This is a genomic window from Streptococcus viridans (genome assembly GCF_900636365.1).
Classification (GTDB): domain Bacteria; phylum Bacillota; class Bacilli; order Lactobacillales; family Streptococcaceae; genus Streptococcus; species Streptococcus viridans_A.
The window spans coordinates 787118-799576 of sequence record NZ_LR134266.1 but is presented as its reverse complement, the minus strand read 5'-3'; the positions used below and the strand labels follow the sequence as shown (position 1 = coordinate 799576).

Annotated in this window: 9 protein-coding genes; 1 reads left to right on the top strand and 8 read right to left on the bottom strand. The window is 47.8% G+C overall.

The genetic code is table 11. The features are described from left to right. Position 1 precedes the first annotated feature (1 nt). From rnz to miaA, 4 genes are read right to left on the bottom strand one after another with little or no spacing between them, the layout of a single operon-like run. A complete protein-coding gene (gene rnz, locus EL081_RS04260; RefSeq protein ID WP_126404096.1) occupies positions 2-931 on the bottom strand; it encodes a ribonuclease Z in 930 nt (309 codons plus the stop codon). A 10-nt stretch (positions 932-941) separates the two neighbouring features. Beyond that, positions 942-1562: a cystathionine beta-lyase gene (locus EL081_RS04255; protein WP_164555451.1), complete on the bottom strand. Its 621-nt coding sequence runs from the start codon at positions 1560-1562 to the stop codon at positions 942-944. Further along, positions 1546-2796, bottom strand: coding sequence for a GTPase HflX (gene hflX, locus EL081_RS04250; protein ID WP_048691349.1), 1251 nt, complete (start codon positions 2794-2796; stop codon positions 1546-1548). Before hflX ends, EL081_RS04255 begins: the two co-directional genes overlap by 17 nt. Then, positions 2783-3673 carry a tRNA (adenosine(37)-N6)-dimethylallyltransferase MiaA gene (miaA, locus tag EL081_RS04245; RefSeq protein WP_126404094.1) on the bottom strand — a complete coding sequence of 297 codons (891 nt, stop codon included), beginning with the start codon at positions 3671-3673 and terminating at the stop codon, positions 2783-2785. The genes hflX and miaA overlap by 14 nt, the downstream gene beginning before the upstream one ends. Positions 3674-3756: 83 nt before the next feature. Here miaA and EL081_RS04240 point away from each other — a divergent pair, with 83 nt between their 5' ends. Continuing rightward, the gene (locus tag EL081_RS04240) at positions 3757-3927 is read left to right on the top strand and encodes a DUF3042 family protein (protein ID WP_003002781.1); all 171 of its coding nucleotides are present in this window, start codon (positions 3757-3759) and stop codon (positions 3925-3927) included. Between the two features lie 319 nt (positions 3928-4246). Here the strand turns inward: EL081_RS04240 and EL081_RS04235 are convergent, their stop codons facing one another. From EL081_RS04235 to EL081_RS04220, 4 genes are all read right to left on the bottom strand, one after another. Beyond that, the gene (locus EL081_RS04235; protein WP_126404093.1) at positions 4247-4552 is read right to left on the bottom strand and encodes a DUF4298 domain-containing protein; all 306 of its coding nucleotides are present in this window, start codon (positions 4550-4552) and stop codon (positions 4247-4249) included. Then, positions 4549-8241, bottom strand: a complete 3693-nt coding sequence (addA, locus tag EL081_RS04230) for a helicase-exonuclease AddAB subunit AddA (protein WP_126404092.1) — start codon at positions 8239-8241, stop codon at positions 4549-4551. The genes EL081_RS04235 and addA overlap by 4 nt, the downstream gene beginning before the upstream one ends. Continuing rightward, positions 8238-11516 (bottom strand): ATP-dependent nuclease subunit B, encoded by a 3279-nt coding sequence (gene rexB / locus EL081_RS04225; RefSeq protein WP_126404091.1) that lies wholly within the window; start codon positions 11514-11516, stop codon positions 8238-8240. Before rexB ends, addA begins: the two co-directional genes overlap by 4 nt. 135 nt (positions 11517-11651) lie before the next feature. Continuing rightward, positions 11652-12416: a CPBP family intramembrane glutamic endopeptidase gene (locus tag EL081_RS04220; RefSeq protein ID WP_126405036.1), complete on the bottom strand. Its 765-nt coding sequence runs from the start codon at positions 12414-12416 to the stop codon at positions 11652-11654. Between the last annotated feature and the right edge of the window lie 43 nt (positions 12417-12459).

Below are 12459 nucleotides of genomic sequence, written 5' to 3'. Positions count from 1 at the left end.
CTTAGATCTCCACTTCTTCTAAATCCTTGACGACATAAACATTTTCAAAAATGCTGGACGCATCCTTGCGCAATTGGCTGACGTCCTTGGAGAGGAAGCGGGCACTGATATGGTTGAGAAGAAGACGTTTGGCCCCTGCTTCACGCGCTACTTCTGACGCCTGTATATTGGTCGAGTGTCCATGCTTCCGAGCAATCTTCTCATCGCCCTTGCCATAAGTGGACTCATGCACGAGGACATCTGCATTGACGGCAAGTCTGACGCTAGCATTGGTCTTACGTGTATCTCCCAGGATAGTGATGACCTTACCAGGTCGAGGGGCTGAGATATAGTCCGCCGCAATGATCTTGGTGCCATCTTCTAGGGTGACATCTTGGCCATTTTTGACCTGGCCAAAGAGCGGGCCAAACGGCACTCCTGCTGCCTTGAGCTTGTCTGCATCCAACGTTCCTTCCAGGTCTTTTTGCATGATGCGATAGCCCACACAGAAGATGGTATGGTCTAAGGCCTCGGCATAGACCGTGAACTTATCGGTCTCCATGATTTTCCCAAGTGAACCTTCATCGAACTCATGAAAATGGATCTTGTATGGCAGGCGGGAACCAGAAACCCGAAGACTGGTCAAGACAAAGGATTTGATCCCAATCGGTCCATAAATCTCTAGATCGGTCTGCTCTTCATTGGCTTGAAAGGCACGACTAGAGAGGAAACCTGGCAAGCCAAAGATATGGTCCCCATGTAAGTGGGTGATAAAAATCTTGCTGACTTTTCGAGGACGAATGCTGGTTTCTAAGATTTGGTTTTGCGTCCCTTCCCCACAGTCAAAGAGCCAAACTTCATTGATCTCATCCAAGAGTTTGAGCGCTAGACTTGAGACATTACGAGATTTGGACGGCTGGCCCGCACCCGTTCCTAAAAATTGAATTTCCATTGTATTCTTTCTAACTTATATAGATCATAGCAGTCCGATTTTTTGATCGAACGGCGATTTTTCCTGGGTAGGCCCTAGCTAATTGAGCCAATTCGTCCTGGTTGTAGCCAGTCAGGCGGATGCTGCCATCTGCTAACTCTTCAAGATTAGATAGAGGTGACAATTCCTTGATCTCCACCACCTCTTGATCGTTCACCAGACGCATCAAGATCAAGCCTTCCTCTTCATAGACCAGGTAGTGAGGGAAGATTTGCGCAATCTCAAACAAGAGGTCCATGCTGATGGCTTCTGCTTGCTGGGCAAAGACTTGAGCCAGCCCCTTTTCTCGGTAGCAAAATCCATAGGCCTTGCCAGACAGATTGAGACGGACAAAGGGTTTGTCCTCCTCAAAGCTAGGACTGGTCTGATAGAGATCAAAGGCCTCAGTGACTTGTTCAAAGTAGTCTGTTGCTGCTTCGGGGCTCTTCTTTTGGTAAAGCTCAGCGAAGTAGGCATTGATGACACTGGGCGGTGGCGTGATAAACTGGAGCTTTTGCTCTTCTGTCAATCCCTCTAAGATCCGCTCCAAATAGACCTTGTCGAGACTGGTATAGCCTCCATAGCTGAGGGCGATATTAAGATAATCCATGATGGTAAAACTCCTCTAGTCTCCATGCATTTTTAGGGGCGATGTAGCCTGTTATGACCTCACCAGTTTCCTCATAGGAACGCTCAGCCAAGATGGCAATGGTCTCCAATTCATGGATGCGGTAGGCTTGATCAAAAGGAACCTGAATCGTAAAGGGATGGAAGAGCTCCTGCATCTTTTCAAGTAGAATGTCCTGCAGTTTAGTCCGACTATCGGGATCCTTGGCCGAAACCAGGCGATAAGGTGTCTGAGTCGGAGTAAAGTCCGCGACTTTATCAGCCTTATTGTAGAGAGTTAAGCGTGGAATCTCCAGCATCTCCAAATCCTTCATAATCTGAAGAACTGTCTTTTCATGCTCTTCATGGTTGGGATCAGAGGCATCGATGACATGGACCAAGAGATCCACATTCTTACTTTCTTCTAGAGTCGACTTAAAACTGGTCACCAACTCTGTCGGCAAGTCCTGAATAAAACCAACTGTATCTGTCAGAGTTACTTGTAGATTGCCTGTTAGATGGATGCTCTTGGTGGTGGCATCCAAGGTCGCAAAGAGTTCATCTGCCTCGTATTGGGTCTTACTGGTCAAGGCATTCATAATGGTTGATTTGCCGGCATTGGTATAGCCAATCAAGCCAATCTTAAAGATGGGGGATTCTAGGCGTTTTTCCCGGACCACTTCACGGTTCTTCTCGACCACCTTGAGTTGACGCTCGATATCGGTGATTTGATTGCGGACACTCCGGCGGTTCAACTCCAACTGACTTTCTCCCGGTCCACGGGAACCAATCCCCCCGGCCTGACGGCTGAGCATGATCCCTTGACCCACTAGACGAGGCAAGAGGTACTTGAGCTGGGCTAGATGAACCTGGAGCTTGCCTTCGTGGCTCCGAGCCCGCATGGCAAAGATATCCAAAATCAGCTGCATCCGGTCGATGACCTTCACACCCAAAATTTCTTCTAAATTCACATTCTGGCGAGGGGTCAAACGGTTGTTAACGACAACGGTCGAAACCTCATCCGCATCGACCATTTGGGCAATCTCTTCTAGCTTCCCAGAGCCGACAAAGGTCTTACTGTCGTACTTCTCCCTCTTTTGAGTGTAGACGCCGACGACTTCTGCCCCGGCTGTCTTGGCTAGACTGGCCAACTCTTCCATGGACATGTCAAAGTTCTCCATGCCTTGGAGCTCGACACCGACAATGAGGACCCGCTCCTGTTTTTTCTCAGTTTCTATCATTTAAAAATCTTTCTATATCTTGAAGAACCCGCTCCTTGAAGCCTTCTTCTCCAATCTGGTAAAAATGAACTGTCATCCGATTGCGGAACCAGGTCAACTGGCGCTTAGCAAAACGGCGCGTATTTTGCTTGAGCTGTTCAAGAGCCTCTTCTAAACTTTGCTCCCCCTTGAAATAAGGAAAGAGCTCCTTGTAGCCAATCCCCTTAGCCGCCTGAACCTCAGGATGGTTGTCATAGAGCCATTGGGCTTCTTCTAACAAGCCCTGCTTGACCATGAGATCCACCCGTCGATTGATGCGGTCATACAAGGCTTGGCGATCATCGTCTAGACAGATGATATAGGGTTCATAGGCTGGAGCTTGATTTTCCAAATCTTGACCGAAATGGGCGATTTCCAAGGCCCGCATAGCCCGTCTGCGATTGATCTGAGGAATTTCAATTCCCTCTTTTGCTACTCGGTCAAACAGTTCTTCATCAGTGAGAGGAGACAAGGACTCCCGATAGGCTAGGATATCCTGGTGGGGGACATCTCCTCCTAGGTGATAGCCTTCTAAGAGACTCTGGACATAGAGGCCTGTCCCTCCAGCAATAATAGGAAGGCGCCCCCGTCCTTGAATCTCCTCAATGGCTTGGCTAGCTTCTGTCACAAAATCGTAGGCTGAGTAAGTCTCTGTCACCTCGCGGACATCGATCAGATGATGGGGAGCTGCTGCCTGCTCTTCTGGACTAGCCTTGGCCGTTCCAATATCTAGAGTGCGGTAGACCTGCTGGCTATCTCCGCTGATGACCTCCCCCTGAAAGCGCTGGGCCACCTCGATAGCGAGGGCTGTTTTCCCAACAGCGGTCGGTCCCACTATCACAATTATCTTGTTTTTCATCGTTTTTCCTTGCAAAAATCGCATTTTTTCGTTACCATATATTATAACATAAAAATTTAAAGTTCTAAAAAGGAGAAATTCTCATGGCTAAAGGATTTGGTAAAGGTTTTGTTACTGGTGTTGCTGGTACAGTTGCTGCTGTAGCAGGTGCAGTTTACACATTCAAGAAAAAAGTAATCGAGCCTGAAGAACAAAAAGCAGCTTTCATCGAAGAAAACCGCAAAAAAGCAGCACGTCGTCGTGTATCACACTAATCAAAAGAAAAAACTCCGGGAAACCGGAGTTTTTTTTTGTGAATGTAGACAAACTATTTTTACATTACTAGCTAGATAATTTTTTCAAAAAAGTTATTTATTATTTAAGATTTTAAGCAAGTCAAAAACTTTCCGCTGTGAGAAAAGTGCTAGAAACACGATTGTTTCTAGCACACGGGAGTTTTGGAACCTTAGGTCCAAAACTAAGTCATGGAACTTCGTAGAAGTTCGCTGACGTCCGTACTCACCTAAGGAAAGTTTTTCAGAAGAATTTATCTTTAATCTAAAAACTCCGGAAAACCGGAGTTTTTTTGTGCTCTTATCGTTCTTTCAACATCTTGGTCGCAAGGTCTAGCATCTCTACCGCCTTTTGGTAGTGCTCGTCCAACAAATCGTAGACGGCATCTTCCGATAAGACTCCACAGTAGACCTCTTCAGGGAAGTCTGGCTGATTGGACAATTCGACATCGTCCATGTAGACCTGGCTAGTGTAGTAATCGCGAAGGGCGATATAGCGAGACTGGCCAGCTTCCACTCGTTGCAAACATGCTTCAAGCTCCTCGATTAAGCCTTGGTAGGCGTTGAGATGGCCTTCCATCTCTTGGATTCGTTCAATTGGGGTCATGAGTTGTCCTTTCTATCTGCTAGAGAAACGACTTGCAACTGCTCGCCACCCAGTAAGATCAAATACGATTCAACCTGGTCCACAGCATATGAGCGGCGGAGGGCTTCTGCGTAGAGTTCCAGTTGGGCTTGGTAGCGATCCAGCAATTCTTGAGGGTTCCGGTAACGGTCTGTCTTGTAGTCAAAGAGAAGGATCCGATCTTCCAACAGTAGGTAGCCGTCTAAGATACCCCGGACCACAAAGTCCTGGCCACTAGCTGGATCCGTCTTGAGCATGGCAAAGGGCGCTTCACGATGGACCTTGTCGGACTCTTTCAGCAAGAGTTGGCCCAAGTCGGTCTGGAAGAAGGCCAAGACCTTCTTGAGGTCGATCCGCTTCTTGACAGCCGGACTGGCATTGACCTCTTGGAGGACCATTGCTAGGCTCTCCATGGTTGGAACCGTCGTCAATGGGATCCGTTGCATCAGTTCGTGCAGGGCACTACCGACTGCCGCCCCTGTCACAGCTTCTTCCTTTCCAAAGGTTGGAAACTCAAAGCTTGGTAAGGCAAGATCCCCTTTTTCCATGAGGTCCACTCCGTCGATATCTTGGATAGGTTCATAGAATTTCTTAATTTGGCTCGGAGTACGCACACTCGGAAGTTGGATGGCTGCTTGGTACTGGGTGTTGAGCCGGTCCACTGATTCTAAGACATCTAAGGCTCGGCGGATCTCATCTGATTGGCGGTTGTCCTTGAGGTCATCGACTGGGAGGGACGTCTTCATCTCCAAGTGACCGATTTGCTCCGGCGTCAAGTCTTGGTCAGTCACAAAGCGAGTCTGATAGGCCAAATGTTGCTGGGCAAAGACGGCCTGAATAGCGTAGAGCCAGTCTTGGAAACAATTGATCTCCTTGCGAAGAGCTGGGCTCAAGCGTCCATTGACACTGGCTCCCCATTTTCTCTCTTCCAACTTATCTTGCCGCCCCTTACCGACCAAGTATAGCTTGCGCTCTGCCCGGGTCATAGCGACATAGAGGAGGCGCATCTGCTCCGACAAGGCTGCTAGACGAATTTCCTCGACATTCCGCTGGTAAGGCAGAGTCTCAATGACCAAGCGTACCGACTCGGGAAGTCCCTCTTGATCAGACTCGACGGGGAGATTCGCAACATACTTGATCCCGACCCCATTTTTCCGACTGATGACAGCATTCGTGGAAAGTTCCTTGCCGACAAACTTTTTGTCAGTATTGAGGATAAAGACATAAGGAAACTCAAGTCCCTTGCTCTTATGGATGGTCATGAGCTGGACAGCATCCTTAGGAACTGCCTGGGCGACATTGGCCAAGTCGTGTTGGTTTTCCAGAATCTTATCAATCATGGAGATGAAGCGTGGCAAACCTTTGAAACTAGAGCTTTCAAAGTCATTTGCCCGAAGGGTCAAGGCATAGAGATTGGCCTGCCGTTGGGCTCCATTTGGCAGGGCACCCACATAATCATAATAGTGGCGATCCTGGTAAATCTTCCAGAGCAGGTCATAGAGAGAATGCGTCTGAGCATAGTCACGCCAGGCATCTAGTGTCTCCATAAAGCGGGTGAGCTTCTCTCTCAAGCTGGAATCGATCAAATGAGGAGCACTCCCTGTCTGGTCTAGGGCGTGTTGCAGTTTCTCATAGAGATTCTCTGCCTTCTTGCCTTCAACTCCCTGTAAGGCTAAACGAGCCAACTGGTCCTCATCAAACTCAAACATGGCTGATTTCAGGAGGGCCACCAAGGGATAGTCCTGCAAGGGATTGTTAATGGTCCGGAGGGTGTCCAAAAGGACCATGACTTCAACCGATTGGAGGTAGTTTTCCTCTCCTCCATCTGCAACGATAGGAATCTGATAGGCTTCAAAGGCTGAAAGCACCTTGTCGTTGCGAGTCCGAGACGCCGTTAAAAGCGTAATATCCTTGAAAGGTACCCCTTCTTCATTGTGGAGGCGGATGATCTCCTTGATGACCAAAAGGACTTCACCTGAGGATAGGCCATCCCCTTCTTGTTCATCTTCTTCAGCTACTTCAGTTGCTTCAGCCACATCCTGACTGCCATCGTAGAGCAGGAACTCAGTTTCATAGGCGGGCGTCGGCTCTTTCTTCTCGGGATTGCCCGCAATCAAGCGGTGGCTCTGGTCATAAAGAATCTCCCCAACTTCCTCGTCCATGAGGCGTTCAAAGACATGGTTGGTCGCTTCCAAGACTTCTACGTGGCTTCGAAAATTCTCCTTGAGCAGGATCAACTTACCATCAGCCCCTTCTTCTTGATAGGCCTTAAACTTGTCATTAAAAATCTGAGGATCTGCCTGACGGAAACGGTAGATAGACTGTTTGATATCTCCCACCATGAAGCGGTTGTGGCCATTGGACAAGAGTTCCAACATCCGCTCTTGGGTATGGTTGGTATCCTGGTACTCATCGACCATGACCTCGTGGTAGCGCTCTTGATAGAGACTACGGATATGGGGGAATTCTTCAAGGATCTGGATAGCAAAATGGCTGATGTCGCCAAATTCAAAGGCATTTTCCTGCTTCTTGCGCTCTAAATAAGCAGTAGAGAAAGCTTGGACAAAGTCCCTGAGCAAGACCAGCAAAGGCAAGGGTTCATCCTTGAAGCGAATCTGATAGGTTAGTTGGTAGTGCTGGGAAGCTGCTGCCCGCAAGGCTTCGATGCGTTCTTTGCGTTCGTCATTGAAGGCCGTAGCTAACTCTTTCAGGTCTTCTTTTCGTGTCGTGATGGCCAGACTTCGTCCTCCGCTAGCACGGGAGATCAAGACCACCCGCTCTAAGACCTCAAAGATAGCTTCCTGGCTGGATTTCTCATTGAGACTAGCGATTAAGTCTTGAATAGCGGTGACATTCTCTTGGTACTTGGCCCCTGCAAAGGCTTGACCTTCATTGGCCAGGTGGAAGGTAAAGAAAGATTCCAGTTCAAAGAGTTGCTCTTTTACCTCTTGGGCCAGCTGATCCAAGGCTTCATCATAGTCCAGGTCCTGATAGCCTTTGAGGAAGGACTCCTCAAGCCAGGCTTGGGGATCCGCAGTTGATTGGAGGAAGTCTACCAGGGCATAAACCTGGTCCTTAAAACCAGCTAGCGACTTGCCCTTTCCTGTAAAGTTCTTGACCAGACGACTAAAGAGGAGGTCGGTCCCTTGCTCCTCATAAAAGCGCTCAAAAACTTGTTCAAAACAGTCATTCTTGAGCAAGTACTGCTCGCTCGCGCTTTGAAGGATGCGGAAGGTCGGCGAGAGGCCTAATAAATAGCCATATTTAGAGACCAGGCGCTGCGTGAAGGCATCCATGGTTCCAATATCACTAGTTGGCAATTCTGCAATTTGTTGGGCCAAGTGGTGCTTGAGCTCCTCATCCTGGCTAGCCTTGAGGCTCTTCTCCAACTCTTTTTCTAACCGTTCCTTGAGCTCAGTCGCTGCTTTGACGGTAAAGGTCGAGACGAACAATTGCTGGATGGAAATCCCCCGATGCAATTGATCCAGGATTCGTTGGACCATGACGAAGGTCTTTCCAGATCCAGCCGAAGCCGAGACCAGGATATTGGTCCCTGATGAATAGATGGCTTCTATCTGCTCAGGGGTCCGCTTTGGTTCCTTGTCAGACTGGGCCTCCTGGATTTGGAGGTCTTGAATCTGGCTGGGACTTAAAAATTCAATTTCTTTCATTGATTCAATTCCTCCTTCATTTTTTCTATCCAGGCCTGGCGGAGCTTGTCACCAACTGGGCGTTTCTCGTACTGACTTGGATCCAATTTCTCCAAGAAACGAGCTTGTCCCAGGTGGCGATTGGCTTCAAATCCAGTAATCGATTTGTACTGTTCTACATAGGGAGCAATGCTTCGTCCATTTTCAGTATAAGGGTTGATAGCAAAGTTACCAGACAAGATCCCCTCGGCTGCCTCTTGATAGAGATGGGCATTGTAGAGCAAGAGCAGGTCTAGCTCCTCTTGACTCAGGAGCATGGATTTGTTTTTCTCATAGTTCTCTCCAAGTTGGCTGGCCTGATCTGCCAAGAACAGACCCTTGTATTGCTGGGTTTTTAGAACGGCTTGGACAGCATCATCGACCGCCTTGGTATCCTTGAGAGCCACCAAAGGATCCGTCATCTGCAAGTACATGGCTCCGAAGATCCCCTTGTCAGGATCAAAGGCCTGAAAGTCTTTGATAGCGGACAGATAGGTTGGCAACTGGGAGTTAAGGCCATTATAGAACTTCTCAAAGTTAAACTTGGTCTCACTGGACTTGTAGTCCACCACTCCCAAAGCTCCTGTGTCAGATAGTCGGTCAATCCGATCGACCTTGCCCTTAACCAAGAGCGGACGGCCATCCTCTAGGGTTAGGAAGGGACGATCTGCCTGACCGAAGAGAGCTTCTTCTCCAATGGTTTCAATGCAATCATTGTGAGCGAGGACACGACCGGTCGCTCGAGCTGTATCCAAGAGCAATTCTTTTGAAAAGGCAGCCATGGCATTCTCCTGATAAAGGAGGGCAAACTCTGTCTCCTGGCTGGTTTCGCGGATGGCCTTGTTCAAGCGCTCATCAAAATCCTCTTCTGAAGGATCTTTCAGCACCCGTTCAAAAATTCGGTGCAAGAAGTTTCCATGGCTTCTCGCATCTGGTCGCAAGTGCCACTCCTCCTGCAAACCTAAGACATAGTGGAGATAATAGCTGTATTGGTTTTGGTAGTATGTGTTGAGGGCTGAGGCAGATAAAGACAGAGCCTGACCTTTAGGATAAAGAGCTTCCAGCGTCTCATCTTCTAGGACCTTGGTTGTCAAGCTTTGGCTGATTTGCGGAATGTGCAAGCCTTCTGACGCTAATTTTTTCCGAAGAACACGAATGGCTACTGCCCAGAAGGTCGCTTCTTCCTTGCTCAACTCCTGGTCAATTTCTCCCTGGTGCAATTCAATCAATCGAGCTAAGAGGGCCTGGTAAGAACCCATATCTTCACTAGAAGCCGTTGCTTTCTTCGGAATGACAGATAAATTGAGGGGGGCCTTGGTCAGCTCGAGCAAGTAAGGGGACATCTTGTCGTCCACCTCATTGACAAGAATAGGGCTTGACAAGACCAGCTGTTTGGTGGCCGCATTGAAGAGAGATAGGGCGACGAAGCGATTCTTCCGTAAGTTGTCTTGACTGGCAATTTGGAGATTAGCCTGTTCCTCTGAAGCTTGGTTCAAGACCTGGCGTTCTTCATCCGTCAGCAAGGATTGGTCCTTGGCAATCTTAGGGAAACGCTCCTGGGTCAAGCCAATGGCATAGACATAAGGAGCTGATAAGGGCTCAATCAAATCATAGGACTGAACCGTCACTACATCCACTGTCGCTGGGACTGTCCGATAGCTTGCCAACAAGATCCCTGACAAGAGAAGGCTAAGAAAATCATCTAAGGTCACCTTGATTTGATCAAAGACCTGCGCAAATTGTTCTAGCACATGGCTAAAGGACTTCCAGACCTGGTCATAGCGTTCCATTTCCTGTTCAGAGCCACGACTGGCTAACTGTTGCATGTTTTGCGCCAACTGGGCATCTTGACAAAACTGGGTAAACTTCTTCAATAGGCCCTGACTGGTCTGGCTCTTGGTCTTGTAAAAATCCTGAAGGGGACCGATGACTTGCTGGCGAATCTGGTTGAGACGCTCTAGGTCAAATTTGTCCTGGTGGTTGGCCGTAAAGTCACGAGAAAAGGCAGCTAAACCCTTGATTTCTGCAAAGCGAACATATTGTTCAAAATGGTCGATGTCCTCTCGCGTTAGCGCCCCATAGAGCCCCGTCTTCAAGAGATTGACCATATCCTCGGTCAAAAACCGATAGCGACGAAGACGGTCCAAGGATTCCACCCATTGGACCAGGGGATGCTGGGACATGGACTCACTCTTTCCGAGATAGAAAGGAATCTGGTACTGGTCAAAGATGGTTTTGAGCTGGAGCTGATAAGCATCCACATCCCCCAAGAGGACTCGAATATCTTTGTAACGAGCTCCCTCATACAGACGCTGGCGAATGGAGCGGGCTACAGCCTCTAATTCTTCCTTTTGATGGTTACAGGTCCAAATCTCTACTGCTTCTCGATCTTGATCAGACAGCTCACCCTCTACCTCTGTAAAGTCATAACGAGCTTCCAAGATCCGCGTCATACGACTAAAGGCATCCTCTTTTCCTTGACCGACATAGCTTGGCGTGACCTGGTAGGTCCTAGCCAAGTCTAGCAGGAAGTCGACACTTGCCTGGTAGAGGTTTCCTTCACGAAAGGTCGAGCGATAGGCTTTCTCACTGGCGTATGCCCCAATAATGATCTCGACGCCCTTGTCGTGCAGTAAATGAACCAGGTAGTCCTCCTCGGCTGAGAAACGCGTAAAACCGTCAATTACTAGGGCCAAGTCTTTCAACTCCTCATCCAAATCTCCCTTGATAAGATGAGAGGCAAAACTAGCCAACTTAGACTCAGACTCAAAAGAACCTGCAACTAACTGGTCTTGAACAGCCTTCAAGATATGGATCAAGTCTTCTCTCTTCTCCTGATCTGGCAAGGCATCCAAGTCGGATGCTGTCATCTGGGCTGTCTGCAACTCATGAAAGAGCTGGATCAATTGTTGGATAAACTGGGGATCCTTCTTAAGACGTGCATAAACCTTGAGCTCTTCATCCGGCATCTGAGAAAGCACCTTAAAAAAGAGCATGCCAAGACCGATATCATCTAGCGCTTGTTGCTGGTGGTTTTCATTAAGTGTAAAATAGCGTGCCATCTGAGCAAAGCGCGTAATGGTGATGGCAAAAGAAGCCTCCTCGTCTATGAGTTGCAAGACTTTGCGCTCCTTCTCAAAAGATAGAGAGTTGGGCGCGATATAAAAGACCCGCTTCCCTTCTTCAACCAAGCGATTGGCCTCATCCACCAAGACCTGGGTTAAAGGGGTTCGAATATCTGTATAGACTAATTTCATAATGTTTTGATTCCTGTAAAATGATAGTTCTATTATACCATCTTTGCGCCTTTTCTACAGGGATTTTCCCATCATTCAAGAGATTCAAAGCAGATAAAAAAACCGGACAAAACGTCCAGTTTTTCAACTATTTTTTTAACTTCCCCAATTGATTAAAAGATAGAGTATGCTAGAGCCAAACATATCGGCCAAAGCATGCATGAGGAAGAATGGCAAAAGGTTTTTGATCACCTTCTTGTAGAGAACATAGTAGAAGAGTCCATAGATAACTCCAATGACCACTGCCCAAAGCAAACCTTGGTAGGTATGGAAGGAAATCCGAATTAAGATCGAATAAGCCAGTGCCCACCACTTGTACTTGTCATTAACAGATGTCATGACTCCCAAGAAGAAGAACTCTTCGTAGAAACCATTGAGCAAGGAATAAGTAATCGCCATGGGACTAAGCGCTAAGAACTTGTGAATAATCTGCATGGGATCGATATAAGGGAGGAGATTGATATTGAAGTAATCGTACTCTCCACTCACCGTTGTCACGATATCCCCAAACAGACCAACAATGGCAAAGATCAAAGGTACCCAAAAGAGGACGGACCATTTAAAGCGAACCGGAAGCTGTTTAAAATCGAAATTCCTGAGCAGCAAGTAAGCTAAGGCAAGGGCTAATAAGATAATCTGTAAAGTAAAGTTACTGGAGTAGGCTGCCCCATCCGTTGCTGTATTGGTAGCTGTCTCCGTGGCTGTGCTAACGGTTTGCGCAACTGGTTGAAGACTGGCAAGGAAGAGTTCTGTAGACCAGACAATAAACTGCCCAAACATGATCGCAGTCACAATAGCGATATCATACCATTTGAGCTCTTTTAATGGCTTTTCAGGTCGTATAAATTTAAGAATGTTCATCATTCATCCTTCTATTCCCATGATGGAAGTGTTTTTGATAGTT

What these genes read in the sequence shown, in the direction of transcription:
- rnz (WP_126404096.1), bottom strand. Translation starts at nt 931, where the DNA reads ATGGAAATTCAATTTTTAGGAACGGGTGCGGGCCAGCCGTCCAAATCT.
- hflX (WP_048691349.1), bottom strand. Translation starts at nt 2,796, where the DNA reads ATGATAGAAACTGAGAAAAAACAGGAGCGGGTCCTCATTGTCGGTGTC.
- miaA (WP_126404094.1), bottom strand. Translation starts at nt 3,673, where the DNA reads ATGAAAAACAAGATAATTGTGATAGTGGGACCGACCGCTGTTGGGAAA.
- EL081_RS04240 (WP_003002781.1), top strand. Translation starts at nt 3,757, where the DNA reads ATGGCTAAAGGATTTGGTAAAGGTTTTGTTACTGGTGTTGCTGGTACA.
- EL081_RS04235 (WP_126404093.1), bottom strand. Translation starts at nt 4,552, where the DNA reads ATGACCCCAATTGAACGAATCCAAGAGATGGAAGGCCATCTCAACGCC.
- addA (WP_126404092.1), bottom strand. Translation starts at nt 8,241, where the DNA reads ATGAAAGAAATTGAATTTTTAAGTCCCAGCCAGATTCAAGACCTCCAA.
- rexB (WP_126404091.1), bottom strand. Translation starts at nt 11,516, where the DNA reads ATGAAATTAGTCTATACAGATATTCGAACCCCTTTAACCCAGGTCTTG.
- EL081_RS04220 (WP_126405036.1), bottom strand. Translation starts at nt 12,416, where the DNA reads ATGAACATTCTTAAATTTATACGACCTGAAAAGCCATTAAAAGAGCTC.